The sequence below is a fragment of the Shewanella sp. 492 genome (genome assembly GCF_059338445.1).
On the sequence record NZ_CM181702.1, the window covers coordinates 3,148,938 to 3,169,898 of the forward strand.

Here is a 20,961-nt window from a genome sequence, read left to right on the forward strand (position 1 = left end):
AACGGTGTTAACTCAACTGAATTAACACCGTTATCTTACGCGATAGGCCAAGATTGTCGCAAACAACAAACGCACTATCTGGCTTATGACTTATCTACTGTGCGAACTAGATGAGCCGTGCAAACGACCAAAGGTTAGCTCGCAGCGGTTTAAGCTAGTTAATAGATGATGAGCGCGGTTCACCTTAATTGAGAACCGCCTGCGCCTTTGGGCGTTTGAGCATCAAGCAAGCAATAATCGCCAGCCCTGTAGGCAACAACCAAGCCATGCCTTCATTGTGCATCGGCATCGCATCAAACACACTCATGTCGAGCCCCGCCGCCTTTAGGCCATCGATAACGCCAAAGAACAGGGCCACGCTTAACACTAAGCGGTGAGCCAGTGCTGGGCGATCGAAATATTCAGTCAGGTAGGTCACAGCAACCAGCGCAATCGCCACCGGATAAACCGTCACAAGCACTGGAATACTGATACTGATTAACTGAGCTAAACCAACGTTGGCCACAGTGACACACGCTAGGCTCATGATCACGACCAATAACTTATAGGACAAGCTAGGCAGCAACTCATTAAAGTATTCGGCACAAGCTGATACCAGCCCCACCACAGTGGTTAAACAGGCTAAGGTAACAACCGCTGCTAACAAGAGCTGGCCCGCGGCACCAAATTGAACATTAACATAATTGGTCAAAATCACGCCGCCGTTATCAGCACCCTCTGCCAAATCGCCCGCGCTGGCACCAAGGTAAAATAATGAGATATACACAAACGCCAAGCCTGCGGCAGCAATAAATGCCGCGCGCACTAAATACTTAGTTTGCTCCTTGGGTGCTTCAACCCCCTTCTTACGCAAAATATCGATAATCAACATACCGAAAATAAGCGACGCCAGGGTATCCATGGTGTTGTAGCCTTCTAAAATCCCCTTCGACAGCGGACTATGTTGATACTCACCCACCGCTTGGCCGATATCGCCGCTGGGCAGCACTATGACTGAAACCGCTAAGCCAAGTAACAATAGCAACATGATGGGGGTCAGTACCTTGCCGACACTATCGAGTAATTTACCCGGAAACAGTGACAGCAGCATAGCGATACCAAAGAAGATCAGGGTATACAGCAGCTGCGAACCGTTAAGCACGAGCCCCAGCAGCGTAAAGGTGTCATCACCAAAATCAATAAAGGGCTTAAATCCCATCTCATAGGCCACCAAGCCAGCACGCGGCGCGGCAAATGCAGGGCCGATGATGATATAAATAGCCACAGCCAACATGGTCGCGGCGACGGGAGGTAACAACCCCATGATTTTGCCGTTGGCTTTAGCCACTGCAATCAAGGTAATAAGGGGTAAGGTTACCGCTGTCAGTAAAAAGCCAATCATGGCTAGTGACATATTTTCACCGGCTAAAAAGCCAGCCAATGGCGGGAAGATTAAGTTTCCCGCACCAAGAAAAAAAGCAAAGGTCATAAAACCTAAGCTTAATGTATCGGTCATACTCATTTTATTATTCTGCACACAACGCCCCGTTAAACTGCTTTTATAATGATCTCAATCACTTGTGGAAAATAAGCCGATAATCTTCACGACATTCATTGCGTGTAAACATTTAATTACACGACCTTACGGTAAATCTAGCCGCTTAAGACTACTTTTTGAACAACAGCAGAATCAACTAACGCCAACAATGCATTCAAACTGGATTACCTAAACCAATTTACGGGCTTTCGCCGCAAACTGGGGGACTACTATTAGCAAAATAGCTATCGATTAACAAGCAAACAGCGGCCACAAACGACGATTAACACCAAAAGTTTAACAAGCCTAAAACAGACACACCCCATTCATTACATCAGGCTACATTTCATCATAGTTAGATCCACTGCATTTATCCGGTGAGGCCCAGCTTTGCCCGACATTCACTATGCAGTACAATGACGGCCATAGTTTGTATTACCGATATTCTTATGCCTTTTAGTTTTAAGCAGTTTCATATTGATGATCGTCATTGCGGCATGCCAGTGAGCACCGACGGCGTACTCTTAGGCGCTTGGGCGCCCTTGACTGAGGCAAGCAAGATTCTCGATATCGGTGCAGGCAGTGGACTCTTATCTTTGATGGCCGCCCAGCGCAGTAAGGCAAACATCACCGCTATCGAACTGGATAATGATGCCGTCATCGACTGTAGCAACAACATTAATCACAGCCCGTGGGCCAGTAGAATCACCTTAATACCACAGTGCATCAATCAATGGCTGAGCCAGCTTACGCAGCCAAACTTATTTGATCATATAGTGTGTAATCCGCCCTATTTTGACAACGGGCCGCGGGCCGCCACTGACCGCCGCGCGCTGGCTCGCCATACCCAAGGCTTAAGTTTTCCTCAGCTGTTAGATGCGATAAAAACACTACTGCACCCCGAGGGACGCGCCAGTCTCATTTTGCCTACCCAAAGCCTCACGGTGTTTTTATCTCTGCTCAGTGCACATCAGCTCACCCTGCTCAAACGCGTCGATGTGGCCAGTGTCGAAGGAAAAATCCCCCATCGCCATCTATTATTACTGGGCCATCAAGGGCAAACACAGCCAACAGCATTTCTCTCAGATAAACCTGAGTCCTTGTGCATTCGAGATAGCAGCGGCAATTACACTAAAGAGATGGTGGCACTGACTCAGGCGTTTTACCTCAAGCTCTAAGCATTAATCAGTGCCAATTGCGACTGATGGCTGTCGATAAAGCCCCCAAAGTGGCTTATTGATTATCCACCAGTCGCTGATGACTATCCTCGCACTTGAGTCTAATTTCGGTGTATAATGCCGCGCTATTATTCACTGAGACGCAGCGCATGCAATTTGAAGATTTCCACCTTGACGAGACTTTACTGAGGTCACTCAAGGCGATGGGCCACAATACGCCCACCACCATCCAGCAACAGACCATCCCACTCGGGCTTGAGCAGCGAGACATTCTTGCGCGCGCCCCAACCGGAACCGGTAAAACGGCGAGTTTTTTGCTGCCCGCGCTGCAGCATCTTATCGATTTCCCACGCCGTTTTTCTGGCCAAGCTCGGGTACTGATTTTAACCCCGACTCGTGAGCTTGCGAGCCAGATCCACCGCTATGCGTCTCACCTGGCTACCGACTTAGATTTAGATATCGCCATTATTACTGGCGGCGTGCCTTATGCACCGCAAGAAAAGGCGCTGAGTGAGAATGTCGACATTCTTGTGGCCACGCCTGGCCGTTTGATGGAATACCTCGACAAGGGGCAGTTTGATGCTCAAGAAGTTGAGATCTTAGTCATAGATGAAGCCGACCGCATGCTGGACATGGGCTTTACCTCTATCGTACAGGCCATCGCTATCGAAGCGCAGGGCCGCAAACAGAACATGTTATTCTCGGCCACACTCGAAGGTGGCGGTGTTAGCCGTTTCGCTCAAGAGCTGCTGACCAATCCTGTCACTATCGAAACCAAGCCGCCGCGCAGCGAAAAAGCCAAAATCCATCAGTGGATCCATTTGGCCGACGATAAAGAGCATAAATTTGCCTTGCTGTGCAGCATCTTGCAACGTGAAGATGTGACCCGCGCCATCGTATTCGTTAAAACCCGTGAAGTGGTTGCCAGCCTCGAAGGCCAGCTTAAGCGCGTAGGCATTGATTGCGCCTTTATGCGCGGTGATATGGAGCAAAAAGCACGCTTTCAAGCCCTAGGGCGTTTCACCAAAGGTGAAGTCAGAGTGCTACTGGCTACCGATGTTGCCGCGCGTGGTATTGATGTTGACGATATCAGCCACGTGATTAACTTCGATATGCCACGTTCGGCCGATACCTATGTGCACCGTATCGGACGCACAGGCCGCGCCGGTAACAAAGGCACCGCCATTTCACTGGCCGAAGCCCATGATATGCGCATTGTCGCTAAGATTGAGCGCTATATTGAACAACCGTTAAAACGCCGCGTTATTGAAGGCTTACGCCCAAAACATAAAGAGGCTCGTCCACCGTCTAAGAAAAAAGGCAAAGCGGTCGATAAAAAGGTCAGTAAAAAATTTAAAGCCAGCAAAAAGAAAAAGTAACTCACTCGGTTACACTTTGCTGACAACTTAAAAAGCGCCCATCACGGGCGCTTTTTTGTATCGTTAATTTAGCGTTTAGCCGTTGCGTAATCATCAAGATCAACATGTTAACGCCATTTTGACACATTTTAGTTACAAAAAGACGTTTGCCCTAAGTGCAGACTCTGGTAATTTAACAGCCAACGCAATGCAGCATGGAACCGCATCAAGGCAATGATAAAAATAATTCTTCGTAGAACGCTTCCGCCTATTCTAATTCTGGCACTCTTTGGTGGATTAGCCGCGCTGCTCATAAGCACCAAAGAGGCCCCTGAGCAAAAGCCCGATGAGATCCCTATTCCGATTGTCGATGTGATGACGGTGACCCAGCAAACCGTATCGCTAAATCTGCCCTCATATGGCGTAGTCAATCCCAAATACCGCACCCAACTGGTGACAGAAGTTCAGGGGCGTATGCTGACCATTTCCGAGCAATTTGTTGCCGGTGGCATAGTTAAAAGTGGCGATATACTGGCCGAGATTGAACCTTCGGACTATCAAGCCGACCTGATCCAAGCGCAGGCCACACTCGCTCAGGCCAAAGCCCTACTCGATGAAGAGATCGCCCGCGGTCAGGTGGCTAAAAAAGATTGGGAAGACTATGACAGCGGCGCAGCTCCTGAACTGGGACTGCGTTTACCGCAACTGAAAAAAGAGCAAGCTAACGTCAAATTTGCCGAGGCGGCTTTAGCCCGCGCCCAGCGAAACTTAGCCCGAACCGTCATTCGCGCGCCTTTCGATGGCATCATCAAGGTGAGAAATGTCGACCTTGGCCAATACGTTACCTTAGGCACTAACCTTGGTGAACTTTACGATACTCGCACCGCCGAAATACGTCTGCCACTGGCCAACAGTGAGCTGGCCTATCTCGAATCGGTGGACGACCCCGATACCGAAGTGACCTTAAGCGCCGAACTCGCAGGTCGCACTGTCTATTGGACGGGGAAAATTGTCCGTAGCGAAGGGGTGATCGACGCCGATAATCGCATGGTGTATTTAGTCGCCGAAATTAAAGATCCCTACCTGAGAGACAGCAAGCAAGCTGGACAACTGCCGTTAAAATTTGGCAGCTTTGTCACCGCCGTGATTAAAGGTCGCACCGTTGATGGCATAGTCAAACTGCCGCGCCATATCGTGCGTAACAATCAGGTGGCCATAGTGCGAGATGACAATACCCTTGAGATGCGCAGCGTCAATGTGGTTCGCAGCGATATCGACAATGTCTATATCAAAGACAGCCTAGTGGATGGCGAGCGCATTTCACTGACCACCATCAACAATATGACCACCGGCCAGCTAGTTAAGGTGATAGGCGAGCAAGCTGATGACAACTCGAAGCACGATAGCGAGCCTGCCCCCACCACGTTAATGGCAACAGGTGAACAGTAATGGATACCAAAAAAGGCATTATCGCTTGGTTTGCCCGCAACAGTGTTGCCGCCAACTTATTGATGATTATTTTATTGATTGGCGGGCTCTTTAGTACCGTGTTGATCAATAAAGAGGTGTTTCCCTCATTCGAACTCAACTACTTGCAAGTCTCGGTCGCCTACCCTGGCGCCGCGCCGCAAGAGATTGAAGAAGGGATAAACATTAAAATTGAAGAAGCAATTCAAGATATTAGCGGCATTAAAAAAGTCACCTCCGTCGCCAGTGAAGGCTTTGGCAATGTGACCATTGAGGTTGCCGATGGCTTCGATCCGCAAGATATTCTCGATGAAGCTAAATTGAATATCGATGCTATCTCCACCTTTCCCGACAATATCGAAAAACCCAATATTTTTCGCATTAAGCCTGAAAACAATGTGATTTGGGTGTCGGTCTATGGCGAGATGGATCTGCACCAGATGAAAGAGCTGGCCAAGAGCATTCGCGACGAGCTGACCATGCTGCCCGCCGTCACTCGCGCACAGGTCACTGGCGTACGTGAATACGAGATCAGTATCGAACTGTCAGAAGACAAACTGCGGGAATACAATTTAAGTTTTGCCCAAGTCGCTCAAGCTGTGCGTAACTCCTCTATCGATCTGCCCGGCGGCTCCATTCGCGCCGAAGATGGAGACATACTCCTGCGCACCAAAGGCCAAGCCTATACCGGTGATGATTTTGCCCAAATTGTGGTGAGCACTCGCCCCGACGGCAGCCGCGTCATGCTCCCTCAAGTGGCGACCATTCGTGATGGCTTCGAAGACCGTCTAGAATACACCCGCTTTAATGGCAAACCGGCGGCGATTATCGAAGTGTTGAGTGTCGATGACCAAAATGCACTGGATATCTCATCGCAAGTTAAAGAGTACATTGAGCAGCGCCGCGCCAGTTTGCCAGCCAATGCCCAATTAGATACCTGGGGCGACCTGACCCATTACCTCAAGGGTCGTTTAAACATGATGATATCAAACATGTTTTATGGCGCCCTATTGGTGTTTATCATTTTGGCCCTGTTCCTCGAGTTGAAATTGGCCTTTTGGGTGATGATGGGCTTACCTGTGTGTTTTCTGGGGGCGATGTTTATTATGCCGCTAGAGCCCTTCTCTTTATCCATCAACATGTTGACCCTATTTGCCTTTATCTTGGTACTGGGGATAGTGGTCGACGATGCCATTGTCATCGGCGAGAGCGCCTATACCGAAATTGAGCGCCATGGTCACTCGCTGGACAATGTGGTTCGAGGTGCACAAAAAGTGGCCATGCCGGCCACCTTTGGGGTACTGACGACTATCGCCGCTTTTATGCCTATGGTGATGGTATCTGGACCGATGGCGATTATTTGGAAGTCGATAGGCCTGGTGGTGATCCTCTGTTTAGCCTTCTCCTTGGTGGAGTCAAAACTGATTTTACCCGCCCATTTAGCCCACATGAAACCGAGTCGCCCTAACCCTAACCCCAATGCGTTTGTGCGCTTTAAGCTGGCACTCAACCATAAGGTTCAACACTTTATTCACCATAAATATCGAGTGTTTATCGAGCGTTGTATCAAGCATAGATACAATGTGGTCGCCACCTTTGTTGGAGTGTTGATCCTCTCCATCGCCTTGGTGGAAAGTGGTAAAGTGCGCTGGGTCTTCTTTCCCGATATTCCCTCTGATTTTATTCAGGTACGACTGGAAATGGATGTGGGCAGCTCTGAAGCCAACACCTTAAAAGTGGTTAAAGAGATTGAAAGCGCTCTGTATCGCATGAACGATGAGATGGAAGCCGAATATGGCTACCCCGTAGTTAAACATAGCTTTATCAATATGAGCTCGCGTACCTCGGCCTTTATCTTTGCCGAGCTGACCAAAGGGGAAGACAGAGAAGTTGATGGCGTGACCATCGCGTCCGCTTGGCGTGAGGCATTGCCAGAGCTGATTTCGGTTAAAAAGCTCAACATTAACGCCAGCACCAACGACGCCGGCGGTGATATCTCCTTTAGGTTGACCTCTAGCGATCTTGAGCAACTCGCCTTGGCCGCCAATGACTTAAAACAGAAGCTGCGCACCTATGAAGGGGTGTATGACATTTCGGATAACTACTCGTCGGGCAGCCATGAAATTCGTTTGTCGATAAAACCGGCCGCCGAGGCGCTAGGCTTAACCCTGGCCGATCTGGCTAGCCAAGTGCGTTACGGCTTCTACGGCTTTGAGGCGCAGCGGATCTTGCGCAATAAAGAAGAAGTCAAAGTGATGGTGCGCTACCCACTTGAGCAGCGCCGCACCGTGGGCCATCTTGAAAATATGATGATCCGCACACCTCAAGGCACCTCGGTGCCCTTCTCTAGCGTGGCCAATATAGAGCTAGGTGATTCCTACTCCTCCATCACGCGGGTCGACGGTCGCCGGGCGATTACCGTAAGCGCCAACGCCAATACCACGATTGTCGAACCCGCCAAAGTGGTGGCCGAGATCCAAGAGGAGTTTTTACCGCAACTGCAGAGTAAATACCCGCATATCTCCAGCACCTTAGATGGCGGTAGCGCCGACGAACAAAGTGCGATGGTGGGCCTGATCCAAGGCTTCTTCTTTGCCATGTTTACCATCTATGCCTTGATGGCGATTCCGCTTAAATCCTACAGCCAACCTTTGATCATCATGTCGGTTATCCCTTTTGGGATAATTGGCGCGCTGTTTGGTCACTTTATTTTGGGATTATCCATGAGCGTGCTCAGCCTCTGTGGCATCGTCGCGTTGGCGGGCGTGGTGGTGAATGACTCGTTGATCTTGGTCGATTTTGTTAATCGCTCACGCCAGCAAGGCTTATCTTTGGTGCAATCGGCCATTGATGCCGGTTGCTATCGCTTTAGGGCGATTATCTTAACCTCGCTGACCACCTTTGTCGGCTTAGTGCCCATCATCATGGAAAAGAGCTTACAAGCTAAGATAGTGATCCCTATGGCCACCTCATTGGCCTTTGGTATTTTATTCTCGACCGTGGTGACGCTAATTTTAGTCCCAGTGCTCTATATTATTCTCGATGATATTAAGCGCACAGCACGCCGCCTCTTCCAGTGGTGGTGGCAGCCTAAAACCGATGAGGTGATTGAGCCTTAAACCGCTGGCAAACAGGGAGGCATTGCCTCCCTTTTTGATCTAATCGCCATTTTCAATCGCTCAAAGTCGCTACACTGTCCTCTTTACCCCATCAGCTCGGGCAACGTCACCTATCATGAGTCAATCAACCCTAGTCTACGATATTCGTAACAGCCGCTACCTTAACATCACCGGGCGTTGCACCTTACGTTGCCAATTTTGCCCAAAACACAATGGCAGCAAGCAGATCCACGACTATCAGTTAGCCTTAGACCATCAACCTAAGGCACAGGAGCTTATCCCTCTGCTAGGGGAGGTTAGCCACTTCGATGAATATGTGTTTTGCGGCTATGGCGAGCCCACCTTAAATCTGACCACCCTGCTCGAGGTTGCCGGCGCAATCAAAAGCCAAGGCGGCAAAGTTAGAGTCAATACCGATGGCTTAGGCAATCTGTTTCACCGGCGTAATATTTTGCCTGAGTTAGCCCCTGTCGTTGACGCGCTATCGATTTCACTTAATGCCGATACTGAAGCGGCGTACCTTCGCCACTGCCAGCCTAAACTCAAAGGCGCCTACCAAGCCGTAAATGAGTTTATAAAACTAGCGCCGCAGTATATCGCCAAGGTGCAAGTGTCGGCCATTGATGGCTTAGAAGGTGTCGATATTGCGCGCTGTAAACAGATAGTGCTGGCCGCCAATGCCGAATTTAAACACCGACATTTAGGCGTAGTCGGCTAGCGGCCTTAAGCAGACAATAAGGCATTAGCGAGGCGCATTTGCGCCGAAAAGGTAACCCAATCTAACACCGACTAATCCATGGATATCGTCACGGGTGTTAGTCAATTGTAAGTCACTGTGTTAAGCCGTGAGAATCTGCTAATATAGCCGCAAAAGTAATTAGACAATGACACTCGATGCTGACGCAAAAACTTCCACTATTGATCACAGGGCAAGGACTTCACTGGTCACCGCAACGGATTTTCTCCGTGGCAACACAGATCATTATTTTGCTGATCAGTTCGATTCTATTGACCAATGTGATCGTTACCCTAGGCGAACGTCGCCTGCAGGAAGATTGGGCCGCACAACGATATAGCGAGCTGCAATCGGTTGGCAGCCTGATTGCCGATAGAGTGACATTTCAAAAGTTTAGAACTCAGATGTTTGCTAACTCTGAGCTGCTCAAAAACTATCTCACCAACCCAAGCGAAGCCGGCCAGCAACAGCTGCAACAAAACTGGCAGTTAATGACAGGTAATATTCCTGAGCTGTTCGATATCGCCTTGTTCGATCCTCAAGGTACCTTTAAATTTTCAGCGGCCAGCGAAATCGCCTATCAGGCATTACCCTCCTCATTATTAGGCGGGGCTAGCAGCATGGGCGGTGGTGAAGTTTACACCTCACCACTGGATTTTACTCAGGTCGATGGCAAGATAGAACCCTATCTGTATCAACTGGCATGGCTCGAAAATCCTGATCTGAGTGTGCGAGGCTACCTCGTTACCTACCAATCGATGACGCGCATGCTCAAAAGCATTAAACCCGCATATTCTAGCGAAGAGTCGCCGCTGTTGATGGTCGATACCCAAGGTTTACTCTATGCTGGTGTTAAAAATAAACCCACTATCAATCGTATCCCCGAGACATTGGGCGCCAGTTTACGCCTAAGCTATCCGGCGTTGTGGCGAAAAATGGCCACCAGCAATTTTGGCCAGTTTCATGGTGATGATGCCACCTTTGTTTACTTAAAAATTGAGCTAACAACCCAATATGAAACCCGCCGGGAGTATTACTTAGTCTCCTATGTGCGCAACGATGCGATTGCCGCCGATTTTTATGAATGGCGTAATATTGTCATTATTGGCTCGGTAGTATTGACCTTACTGTCGCTGGGATTGATCTTGCTGGTGCATGCCTATCGCATTGCGCAGCGTTCACGGGAATTTAGTATCGATCTCGCCAATCGGCTGTTTCATCAAGATACTGGCTGCATCATCATCAATGACCATAATCGAGTTGTTACCGCCAATGAACAAGCCGCCAGATTATTAAATATCCCCCTAGATGAGCTGTCGGACCGTAATTTACAGCGCATCTTGCAAATGGAAGATGAGGACTATGCGGCGATATTAGTGCAGCTTAATGAACATAAAAAATGGCACGATGTTATCGATCTTGAAGAGCAATGTGGTCACTGTCTTGCCGTCACCATAACCAGTGCACAGCGCCCAGCTAAAAAAGGCAACTACCTGCTAGTGACCTTTAGCGATGTGACCGAGTTAAAACAAGCACAAAAGCAAGCCAACCTTAATCGCCTGCTTAATGATAATGCGGTGGCGAGCGCCTTAGTGTTAGTCAATGGCGATCTTACCCTCGCCAACGAAGCGTTTATGCAGTTGCTGTCTATTCACGACATCAACAATAAAAACCTTACCGACCTGCTTAATAACGATTTGAGTTCACAGTGGCCGCGCATCACCCAGCAAATTTTGCTGCAAGGCAGCTGGAAAGGGCAAATCTTATGCGATCCCAACAATCATGAAAACACCTGCCTGCAAGCCACCTTAAAAGGCCATTTAGATAGCGCTGGTGAGATTGAATATATCGTCTGTACCTTAGAGCAGGCACAAACACGCACATTATTACACGACCGGGGCGATTTTATTCCTCATCGCAGCACCATCTTAGTTAACCTGCGGGATTTAGATGATTACTTTAAATCGCTGTCCCCTAAGAGTCGCGATAACTCCAGCCTACTGCTAATCGACATTACCGCCGAAAGCATGCTCAGCCACATGAGTGATATTGGTCAGTTAGAGAGCCGTCAGCGCGAAGTGGAGATCCACTTATTAAAGTCACTGCCAGTGGGCTATCAGATGTCCCATTGGCAACTGGGCAAAGTGATTATTATCTTGCCAAATACCAGCTCGGATGCGGCGCATCATTTTGCGGCCAAGTCACTCAACAGCCTTAATAATATCGGTCTTGGTACTGGTATTTGCATGGGCATAGCCAGCTATCAAGCGGGACAAAATCTAGAGCAATACTTAAGTAATGCCGAAGTGGCCCTGCAGCGCGCAAAACAGATAGGTGAGCAAAGTATTTGCCAAGCCTATACGCGTCACAACGCTGCCGATAAAAAATAGCGCGTATAACGGCTATTGATGCGCCTTGATGATGTAATCCTCTAGGCAACGCTGTAACCAAAACGGCGTGGTCACTTTGCCACTGGCATCTAACTTCAGCCATAGATAAACCGTAGGGTGGCTGAAGTTTTCTAACAGCAACTGATCTTGCTGATAATCAATTTGTTGTGCATGCAATCCATTGATGTTTCTTAAAAAATCAACCGCACCTTGCACCCCTATAATAATAATGGCATCGGAGCTCAACAGGCTGTTTGCGGCGCTGCCCAGATCGGGCGCCGTGGCATATAACTGCAGTTGTTTGCCCACCCGTTTGGCATAACTGCCAAGGGGCGACTTATTGGCAGGAAAAGGCATGGTGATGAGCTTCACCAACGGATAATCAATCATATTATCGATATTGGGGGCTTGCCAAATAGGGTGCTCTTTACGTGCCACAAGATAACCACCGCGATGTTGAATAATCGATTTTGACAAGATAGCGCGGTTATCAGCACGCTCGAAACTGATGGCCGCATCAAGCTCATCATTTAATAATTGCTGCGCCGTGCCCTCGCCCCACGGCGTGGTCGCCACCATCATATCGTCATCACTCACCGCCAGCGCCGCCTGCTTGATACTCTGAGTTAAATTGATCTCCAATTGCGGCACGGTAGCCACCTCGACATTGGCCGTCATCACCCCTTTACCGCCTCTCACCAGATAGTCCACCTCTTGGCTACAGGCCATCATTTGGCAAAAAATGGGGTAGAGGTTATGCGCCGTTTCGGTCGCCTGAAATTGACTCTCGCGGCGAATAAACAAGGGATCATCAAATACTGCTCTGAGCGCTGCTAACGCTCGACTCACTTTAGGCTGTGATAGATCTAGATGATTTGCCACCTCGATGGCATTTTTTCTCACATAGACTTGGCAAAATATCTCCAAGGTGGCTAATGAGATATCGAGTAATTTATCTTTTGGCATCAATGGCTCCGTCACAATGTAAGATCACATTACCTTGAATGTAGGACGCTATCTCAGCCTCAACCCATAGGTTCGCCTGATTGCCCTGCCTAAGCTTGGTCAGGTAATGACTATGGCCATCAGCACGTAAATTAAGCAGTCGATTTTGATCTTCGGGTAAGGCGACCGCATGCAGCTTGGCTTTGGCACATAAAAACGCAACCGCATCGCGATAACAGATCAAGGCTAAGGCATCGCTACGCTCAAGCTGGATCATCAAATCTGCCAACAGACACACCTTGGCCACCATGTTAATTGACCGCCCTTTATCTAAGGCATACATCGCCAGTGGATCGTGCCCTTGCTCAAACTCATGGCCATTAAAACTGATATAAGGGTACTTAAGCATCGTTTCGACATCGATACGACTGTCGCCCTTAAAAATAGGGTGTTGTTGATTACCCACCACCACATAGGCATTGGCTTTGGCGACAAATGCCGACGACAAACGCTCGGAATTATGAGCTTCAAAGGTCACGGCTAAATCCACCTCTAAGCGGTTTAACAGCTTATCGATATCATTACTGCAGGGCTTAATATTAAAGCAGTATGGCTGCTTTAATTGCGACGCTTTATCTTGCAGATAACTGAGTAGATTAAGCGATAACGGCGGCGGGCAGGTAATGGTCATCTGCTGGGTCACCTGTGTATTTACCGGTTGCGACAAGGCCAAACTGGTCTCAGACAGGGTGAGCAACTGTTTTAAGTGAGGATAAATCGTCTTCGCGAATGGGGTATGCTCAAAACCATGTTGCTTACGAATAAACAAAGGCTCATCAAACGAGTGGCGTAACGCTTTTAAACTGCGGCTAATTTTTGATGTCGCCACCCCTAATTGCTGCGCGACTTCGGTTGAGCTTAAGGTTTCAAACAATAATACAAAGACTTTAATATTAAATAGGCTATTGCTATTAACTCGACTCATGCCTCTCCTTTTTCAGGATCCATGTCACCTATATTGACTAATCGCTTAGTTTACTGAGCGCTAATTTAAGGTAAATTGCCTCGCAATACGATTACGCAGAGTAAAGAGTGATACCCAATGCAAAGATTTTGTTAAATATGTGACACAGATAAAACCCATCTCAACTCATCAGCTTCTAATTATCCCCCTAGGTCTCACCCCCGCCCTTAACCCCTACCAAGCAAGATTCACAATTGTGATTTGCGCAATATGAATATTAGAGTTCCCCTGCGTGAATTTCGAACTAAAACGCCACCAATAATAAAAATACCAGTGAATTACACCAATCTTAACGCAGCAAACAGGCCATTAAATCCAATTTGTGACGCAATAAATAGCATATTCACCATTTATCGCTGCAGTCGTTAAAGTGATGCGCTTCATATCGAACATCGCTACCAATCTTTAACATTTCAAGCAGCTACACCCAGTGGTTAATCTTGGAGATAAATGATGATAAAAACAAAAACAACCACACTGGCGTTACTCATCGCTTCGTCGATGATGTTGACAGCTTGTGGAGATGGAAATGATGGTAAAGATGGGGTTGACGGCGAAAATGGTCAGCCAGGTGTACCAGGGCAACCTGGCGGCAACGGCCTCAATATCGATATGGCTAACGAGGCCATCGCCAGTATCAGCAGTGCGCGTTACGAAAATGGCATTATTACTGTCGACTTTAGCCTTGAAAATAGCCAAGGTGTTGGATTAATCGGATTAGATGGCACGAATCCCTTTCACGATTTTCGCTTTTCATTAGCCCAGTTGCAGACCAAAGATGGCACCGAACTCAAGCAGTGGTTTTCACTTCTCAATGAAACCACCAATGATGCCGGCACCACTTTTGAGCAGGGCTTTGAAAAGATAAACGACTGCCCAGAGTGCTTAACCGATCATCACGACGGTACTTATACCTATACCTTTAACACCAATCTGACCACGGCCGACGATCCTGCTGGCGTCAGTTTCGACCCACAACTGACTCAACGCATCGCCATTGAGATGCAGTTTGAATATGACTCAGGCCATGAACTGGCAGAGAATGCCCACTTCGATTGGATCCCATCGACCAATGCCAGTGAAGGCATAGAGACGCGCGATCTGGTCACCATGCAAACCTGTTACACCTGCCACCAACCAGACAGCCTAAAAGCCCATGGCGGCCGTCGTCTCGATATGGAAAATTGCCAGTCTTGTCACAATGGCATAGTCACCGATCCTAACGCTATTTCTGTCGAGTTAGGCCATATGGTGCACGCCATCCATATGGGGCCACACCGTGAAGGTAAAGACAGCGAAGGCAATGTGGTACCCATGCCCTACACCATCGCAGGTTATGGTGGCGCTCACGCCTTTGACTACCCGGCTTTCCCAACTAAACCCTTTATGGATTGCGCCGCCTGTCACGTTGAAGATGACAGCTTAGCCGATAAAGATCTCTGGCTCGCTAATGCCAATGCCAACGCTTGTACCGGTTGTCATACCGACTCTCCTGTGCAGCATAAGTCAGATAAAAACCCAGAGCTGACCTGTACCGATTGTCACAGCGCTGCGGTGCATAACGACCATGCTAAGCCTTACCAAGCGGCAAAAGCCTATGACGCCGTCGTCACTAATGTTGCCATCAGCGTCGCCAATGAAATTAGCTTCGATCTGAAGATAATGGATGAAGCAGGTACGCTTGTCAGCCAAGATGAAGTCTATAAACAGGGTTACAGCAAGCCTTATGTTGTGGTGAGCTGGGATGTTGAGAAAGATTATCCCGATTATGATCAATCTCCCTACAGCCAGCGCCGTATCGACATTAAAGATCCAACGAAAGCAACTTGGAATAGCGACAACAGTGTTAGCGTTAAGGTCGCGATGAACTTCCCAGCCGATATCGCTTCACGCTCACTAGAAGTACTGCCTGTGCTTAAAGTGTGTTTCGAAGAGAGCAGCACTAACCGTACTAGTTGTGATGCGACCAATGCATATCCTGCCTATGTCCAAACAGAGGCTTATCGCACCATCCTTAACGACACCGCTGCGGTTGTTGCACAGCGCCGCGCGATTATTGATGAGCAAACCTGCTACGATTGCCATAGCTATGAGTTTTACCATGACTCAAATGGCGTCAATTGTATCGCTTGCCACACCAATGATAAGAAACTCGGTGCGGTAGAAGATGCTAATGGCGACGCGCTTGCTTCGGGCGAAATGAAGTCAACCAGCTTTATGTATAAAGCCCATAAAGCACAAGGTCATGATAATGGCCATGGCGGTAGCGGCACCCTACTGAAGACTGACTGCACCACTTGCCATGCTGAAGTCGAAGGTTGGAGTGGTAAAGATTATGGTTTCGAGCTCGGTCGTAATGCAGGCCAAGCCCATGCTGTACCTAGCTTTATTCCAGGTAAAAATAACGATCCCGCGCTAACGCCCGTTGCCACTTGGTATGCTTCATCAGATGCGGCTTCGTGCATTAGTTGTCACCAGAAGTATCTGTCAGATGCCGCTATGGCACACATGCAAAATAACGGCGCTTACTTTGGCCCTGTTAAGCAAGAAGCTAAAGACGCTAAAGAAGCCTGCGCGACTTGTCATAGCCCAGAGAAAATTATGGAGCATCACGGACACCAGCTATAACCCACAAGTGATATCCCATTAGGTGCTTGGAGATACCAAGCACCTACACTAACCCTGCAAAGTTAGTCCCTGCAAAGTCAAAAGCGCCCTCGGGCGCTTTTTTATTCACTCGACATTATCAATTTAGCGTCTAGCAGTTGGATAAGCTGTGCTGCTGAACCGTGTTCGAGGGGGCAGATTACTAATCGCGATTTTGAAGAACATTAGCGTCTGACGAAGTGGATATTGGGGCAGAGGCTTGAAGGTCGATGATATTTTCTTGAGTAGCGGCTGGCTGCATTTTCATTTATTGAAAGTGTTTGAAGGTGTACCTTCATGGCAATCTATCACCTGCAGTGGTAATCCTCCCATTTTTAACTGCCAATTCGATATCCCTATCTCTCCCTTGGAGAGTGTCACTTCGTGATACCTCGCCATGCCATCAACGTCCGCAGCTGCATCTACACAGGGTTATTTCATCTCTTCGATTTGACTGCATTTGCTGTGAGCTGCTAGTTCAAAAGCTAACTAGATTCTGCCCCAAAGTTTGGTGACCTTGAAATGAAGGCTTGGCATTTTTTTAAGTTTACTTGAGTAGCGTTATGCTGAATTTTCATTTATTGATGTGCTATGAAAACGCACCTTAATGGCAATTAATAGCCTGCCACAGGCTTTATGTGCAAGCGCTCTTTTGGCTCGCTGTGAATATATCCCTATACGCTCCGCGGCGGCATCCATGCCTCTCGTTCGTAAGCATAAAGCTGGGCTTCACTCACCGTGTCACAGAAGCACCTGTACGAAAGGCCTGCGGCAAGCAATTCAAAACAATGTAAGTTAACGCTACCATCAATCAATAAAAACTAACTCGACTAAATGCTACCAGCCAAAAATGCCAACACCTTCATTCGAAGGCCAAGATATTTTTGTCCAAAAACAATTTAGCTTTTAACGGTTCTGTGGATACCAATTGTGGAGACCCCTTACGGCTAAATCGAAGAGATAGAGAAGTCGGTGTATCTGCACTTAAGGCCTGCGGCAGGCAATTGATACACCATGCTGTCATGGTTCAAAATACCCCCCTCTAAACACCTAAAACGGGTAGAAGCGATGCTTCACTCACCGAGTCGAGGAAGCACCTGCACAGGCAATGGATAACAGTGAAGACACGAGCTTCAAACACAGATAATTGATACTCCATCAAGCACAGCTTCGCTGCCAGCGAAGTGCCACCTTAGTCTTCGCTGTCTTGCTCCCCACCTATTGGCGTCATGCCATCGGGTAACTGGCTTTCGGTCACCTCGACTATGGTCGAACGGTTCATGGTAATCTTATAACGCGCATATTGCGGCGGATTACGTCCTTCTCGCAACCTTAAAATAAGGTTGACTTGGTAGCGCCGCTCAACAGAGTCATAACTGACTTGGCCAGCAGATTCTTTATAAATTTTGGCTCTGCCGCGCTCCAAATAACGCGCAAACGGCACCAAACTAAAGTTTACTTGCTCTTGAATGGTCGAGTAACCGGCTAAAAAGTCTTTCTGGGCGATGCGTGAGTATATACCGTAGTGCAAGATCTCCGAATCGACCTTATTTTGGCTATGACGGCGCTTTAATATCTCTTCAATCTGTTCAGGCAAGTCTTTGTACTTAATAAAATCTAGCCAGACTAACTGACGCCCAATGACCGCTTGCGTGGTGGTATCACGCAGAATGCGGCTCCAACGCGGCCGCCCCTTTTGGATAACCCGCCATAAGGCATTGCGAATATCTTCTTTAAAAATTTCACGAAAGCCATAGATCACCGCCAAGGTTAACACCAGTGACAGGGTCAGGCCGTTAAACACACCTTGGGCTTTAATAATCAAGGCCGACACGACCAGCATCACCCCACCGGTGGCTACGCCGGTGGTGAGTTTCTTTAAGCCCACACCTAAGGTTTTAAGCTCCTCTTTGAGCACGACCCCTTGTTGGATCAAACGTCTTAATAACAACATCTTATTTGAGATGCGGTTAGGATCGTCTTTGGTTTGCGCAGAATTATACTTTTTAACTTCACGATAGGTCCGCTCATTACGACACAGCGACAACACCTCTTCAGTCAATTCATTGTAATCACTGCTGCGCGGCGCATGGGAGATCAGTTGTAATAGGCGCTGTTCACAAAACCACGACAGGTAATTATCGGAGTTTTCGAAATAATGTTTCCATTTAGGGTCGCTCGGTTCATTACGGCGAAACTTCTTCAGTAGCTGGGCGACAATGTCACTGAGCTCATGCAGTGAGGTGTAAAATTGCTCAACATCTTCCACCTGGGCCAACTCTTTACTGTCGGTCTCAATCGCCACCGCAAACTGGTAAGCAAACAGGTTTAAATAGAGCCTAAACTCTTCGACGGTGCGCTTATTTTGACTAATAAAGCGCCCTTGCACTAAAGGCAGATGTAGACCTGAGGAGTAATAGGAGCGGCGCCCAGCGATGGCCGAGTAATAATATTCTTCTGCATCGAGGCTTTGAGAGTTAATTCCCATCTCTTTGGGTAAAAAGAAATAAAGGTCTAACCGCCTTTGATCACCCACTTTCATCTGGTGGGTAAACTTTATCGACAGTGACTCTTCCTGCTTAACATAAACCTTAGACACACGACCTCAAAATAATAAAATATATCATAAACTTATAGGTTGTTATTTAGTATAACCCAAGATGTGTCAATGAACTAAGCGACAACCACATACGGTATTGCTGGGCTGAAACAACACTACAGCGTAATCACGATGGGGGTCTAAGTCTAATGATTCAATAGACAGATTATGCATACCTTGACTGTCTAAATTAAACGAACTGACATAGGAAAGATACTGCATATGTTGCGGACGACTGTCGGGGCGTTCATCTAGGCTTTCTTCTTTGGTGTAGACCGAAAAATCAAACCGATTGGCCGCTTCATCATAGTCGTTAAGTTGTCCCTGCATACGAATGGTGCCAGCCGAGGTCCCGTCTAAATTAAAATAACGATAATTAATCTGCGCCTGCTGCGCTTTGGCCATAATGTCGACCAACAAGTAATGACGTCCACCGCCTAAGGGGTCGCGACTATCATACAGCTCAGAGCTGCAACTGAGCATAATACTTTTTGCCGGATACAGATAACGGTAACTAATGGTGGCACTTGTCGCGAGCAGCAGCAAGATAGTGAGATTAATGGCCCAGAGTAGTTTTCTATTCACACAAAGATACCTCTGCCAGCCAAGCCTCGGAAAGAAATGCTTTGCGCTGCCTAAAGTCAGTTAGTTTAAGGTTACGTACCACAGACTGGCCCAGCTTTTCGCCGCTTAGGGTGATATTAAATACTTGCTTATCATGTGATAAGGATAAAAAGACTTTGCGCCAAGGGGAGGATTCACACTGTTTAATTTCTGCCGCTAAGCGCTCGGTTAAGGCGATAAGCGAAGTGTTGTTGGTCTTAGAGGTGGCAAAACTGCTTAGGGTGACTTGCTGGCCAGACTCCAGCGCCACCGTTTGCTGGGCAAAGGGGGCCGTTGTTTGCGTCTCAAGGTTGGCCTCACTTAGCCACTGCCCCACGACAAATACCATGCAGAGTGTGACAGCTAATGCGACAATTAATGCGACAATCATGTTAGCTAACGCCCTAATATCTAAGCGTTGTAACCTTTCTCTAGGGTGATGAATCCACGCCTTTACTTCCTGCTGTTGCGCCAGTGACGATGCAAGCTTCAATCGATAACCTTTGCCTTTAACGGTTTCAATCAAATGTTCATCGACCGGCCCCAAAAAAGAGCGCAGCATAAAGATAGCACGGGTCACCGACGAGTCGCTCAGCGGCGGGTGCTCAGCATCGGCGGCGCCCAGTATCTGCTTAGGCACCACTTGATCCTGATGTTCTGCCAAAATGCGCAGCACTTGCCATTCAGCCCGAGGCAATTGCCACTGTTCTTGCGTGCCTTGATGGGTCAATAGCCCTTTTTGAGCATCAAACAGGCAGTCACCTAGTTGCATTAATCACTTTATCCTTCACTTTGCCTTACCTCACACTTTGTATATAGAAAAAGAGTATCGATAACGCAGCCATGCACTCGTTGCGCACTTAATTGACTGGGTCATTGGTCTGCACCACCTATCCGTGCTCATCATTGATGCTGAGCAAATGTTAATACAGGCGATAAGCCAACAAAGCGTAATAAGTTAATAGGCCTATAGCATAAGCAATGCGATTCATTATTTCTGTGATCGCCATTATCTCGTTGCAATCTATATGGAAGTCATCGCCAAATCGAGAGGTTCACTTGTTGTTACGCGAAGCCTGTCACACTATTCAGCCCATAAATACCGAGCCCCCCGCTAGCTTCAATCAGCACAAATTAACATGAATACAACAAATAAGACGTTACAGCTCACATCTTAATCTTTACCCCTAATCGATCCAGACATCCATTAAGAATAAAACCGATTAAGACTGCCCACCCAATGTCACATTGCGGCCTAGTAGGCCTGTCTTTTTGCCGCAGCTATCTTCATCCATCAGCCGTCACACTATTTACAAGATTCTCGCGCCAAACTGGCTTCAAGTTCGGCGGGATAGATAACACTTCCCCTCAACAATCATT

At 47.9% G+C, this 20,961-nt stretch carries 13 protein-coding genes; 7 read left to right on the forward strand and 6 right to left on the reverse strand.

Features of this window, described 5'->3' with window-relative positions; translation table 11 throughout:
- Nucleotides 1–184 precede the first annotated feature (184 nt).
- Entirely contained in the window at nt 185–1,501 is a 1,317-nt protein-coding gene (brnQ, locus tag AC5YBX_RS13915) for a branched-chain amino acid transport system II carrier protein (protein WP_494524828.1), read from the reverse strand.
- Nucleotides 1,502–1,965: 464 nt separating this feature from the next.
- On the opposite strand from brnQ, the gene AC5YBX_RS13920 reads away from it, so the two are divergent.
- The 6 genes from AC5YBX_RS13920 (at nt 1,966) to AC5YBX_RS13945 (ending at nt 11,764) form a co-directional block, all read left to right on the forward strand.
- Nucleotides 1,966–2,694 carry a tRNA1(Val) (adenine(37)-N6)-methyltransferase gene (locus AC5YBX_RS13920; protein ID WP_494521585.1) on the forward strand — a complete coding sequence of 243 codons (729 nt, stop codon included), beginning with the start codon at nt 1,966–1,968 and terminating at the stop codon, nt 2,692–2,694.
- A 149-nt stretch (nt 2,695–2,843) separates the two neighbouring features.
- A complete protein-coding gene (gene srmB, locus AC5YBX_RS13925; protein WP_494521017.1) occupies nt 2,844–4,073 on the forward strand; it encodes an ATP-dependent RNA helicase SrmB in 1,230 nt (409 codons plus the stop codon).
- 213 nt (nt 4,074–4,286) lie between these two features.
- Complete coding sequence (locus tag AC5YBX_RS13930; protein ID WP_494521016.1) at nt 4,287–5,501, forward strand: efflux RND transporter periplasmic adaptor subunit; 1,215 nt, start codon at nt 4,287–4,289, stop codon at nt 5,499–5,501.
- The gene (locus AC5YBX_RS13935) at nt 5,501–8,638 is read left to right on the forward strand and encodes an efflux RND transporter permease subunit (RefSeq protein ID WP_494521015.1); all 3,138 of its coding nucleotides are present in this window, start codon (nt 5,501–5,503) and stop codon (nt 8,636–8,638) included. Before AC5YBX_RS13930 ends, AC5YBX_RS13935 begins: the two co-directional genes overlap by 1 nt.
- A 115-nt stretch (nt 8,639–8,753) precedes the next feature.
- A complete protein-coding gene (locus AC5YBX_RS13940) occupies nt 8,754–9,356 on the forward strand; it encodes a TatD family nuclease-associated radical SAM protein (protein ID WP_494521014.1) in 603 nt (200 codons plus the stop codon).
- Between the two features lie 176 nt (nt 9,357–9,532).
- On the forward strand, nt 9,533–11,764 hold the full coding sequence (locus tag AC5YBX_RS13945; RefSeq protein WP_494523867.1) for a PAS domain-containing protein: 2,232 nt from the start codon (nt 9,533–9,535) through the stop codon (nt 11,762–11,764).
- Nucleotides 11,765–11,776: 12 nt separating this feature from the next.
- On the opposite strand, the gene AC5YBX_RS13950 is transcribed toward AC5YBX_RS13945, so the two are convergent.
- On the reverse strand, nt 11,777–12,730 hold the full coding sequence (locus tag AC5YBX_RS13950) for a LysR family transcriptional regulator (RefSeq protein ID WP_494523868.1): 954 nt from the start codon (nt 12,728–12,730) through the stop codon (nt 11,777–11,779).
- Nucleotides 12,717–13,694: a LysR family transcriptional regulator gene (locus AC5YBX_RS13955; RefSeq protein ID WP_494523869.1), complete on the reverse strand. Its 978-nt coding sequence runs from the start codon at nt 13,692–13,694 to the stop codon at nt 12,717–12,719. The genes AC5YBX_RS13950 and AC5YBX_RS13955 overlap by 14 nt, the downstream gene beginning before the upstream one ends.
- A gap of 489 nt (nt 13,695–14,183) precedes the next feature.
- Between AC5YBX_RS13955 and AC5YBX_RS13960 the strand changes: the two genes are divergently transcribed.
- Nucleotides 14,184–16,361 carry an OmcA/MtrC family decaheme c-type cytochrome gene (locus AC5YBX_RS13960; protein WP_494523870.1) on the forward strand — a complete coding sequence of 726 codons (2,178 nt, stop codon included), beginning with the start codon at nt 14,184–14,186 and terminating at the stop codon, nt 16,359–16,361.
- A 1,210-nt stretch (nt 16,362–17,571) separates the two neighbouring features.
- Here AC5YBX_RS13960 and AC5YBX_RS13965 read toward each other — a convergent pair.
- From AC5YBX_RS13965 to AC5YBX_RS13975, 3 genes are all read right to left on the reverse strand, one after another.
- Nucleotides 17,572–18,978: a hypothetical protein gene (locus AC5YBX_RS13965; protein WP_494521009.1), complete on the reverse strand. Its 1,407-nt coding sequence runs from the start codon at nt 18,976–18,978 to the stop codon at nt 17,572–17,574.
- A gap of 66 nt (nt 18,979–19,044) precedes the next feature.
- Nucleotides 19,045–19,563 (reverse strand): hypothetical protein, encoded by a 519-nt coding sequence (locus AC5YBX_RS13970; RefSeq protein ID WP_494521008.1) that lies wholly within the window; start codon nt 19,561–19,563, stop codon nt 19,045–19,047.
- Nucleotides 19,556–20,353: a winged helix-turn-helix domain-containing protein gene (locus AC5YBX_RS13975; protein WP_494521007.1), complete on the reverse strand. Its 798-nt coding sequence runs from the start codon at nt 20,351–20,353 to the stop codon at nt 19,556–19,558. Before AC5YBX_RS13975 ends, AC5YBX_RS13970 begins: the two co-directional genes overlap by 8 nt.
- Nucleotides 20,354–20,961 lie beyond the last annotated feature (608 nt).

What these genes read in the sequence shown, in the direction of transcription:
- brnQ (WP_494524828.1), bottom strand. Translation starts at nt 1,501, where the DNA reads ATGAGTATGACCGATACATTAAGCTTAGGTTTTATGACCTTTGCTTTT.
- AC5YBX_RS13920 (WP_494521585.1), top strand. Translation starts at nt 1,966, where the DNA reads ATGCCTTTTAGTTTTAAGCAGTTTCATATTGATGATCGTCATTGCGGC.
- srmB (WP_494521017.1), top strand. Translation starts at nt 2,844, where the DNA reads ATGCAATTTGAAGATTTCCACCTTGACGAGACTTTACTGAGGTCACTC.
- AC5YBX_RS13930 (WP_494521016.1), top strand. Translation starts at nt 4,287, where the DNA reads ATGATAAAAATAATTCTTCGTAGAACGCTTCCGCCTATTCTAATTCTG.
- AC5YBX_RS13935 (WP_494521015.1), top strand. Translation starts at nt 5,501, where the DNA reads ATGGATACCAAAAAAGGCATTATCGCTTGGTTTGCCCGCAACAGTGTT.
- AC5YBX_RS13940 (WP_494521014.1), top strand. Translation starts at nt 8,754, where the DNA reads ATGAGTCAATCAACCCTAGTCTACGATATTCGTAACAGCCGCTACCTT.
- AC5YBX_RS13945 (WP_494523867.1), top strand. Translation starts at nt 9,533, where the DNA reads ATGCTGACGCAAAAACTTCCACTATTGATCACAGGGCAAGGACTTCAC.
- AC5YBX_RS13950 (WP_494523868.1), bottom strand. Translation starts at nt 12,730, where the DNA reads ATGCCAAAAGATAAATTACTCGATATCTCATTAGCCACCTTGGAGATA.
- AC5YBX_RS13955 (WP_494523869.1), bottom strand. Translation starts at nt 13,694, where the DNA reads ATGAGTCGAGTTAATAGCAATAGCCTATTTAATATTAAAGTCTTTGTA.
- AC5YBX_RS13960 (WP_494523870.1), top strand. Translation starts at nt 14,184, where the DNA reads ATGATGATAAAAACAAAAACAACCACACTGGCGTTACTCATCGCTTCG.
- AC5YBX_RS13975 (WP_494521007.1), bottom strand. Translation starts at nt 20,353, where the DNA reads ATGCAACTAGGTGACTGCCTGTTTGATGCTCAAAAAGGGCTATTGACC.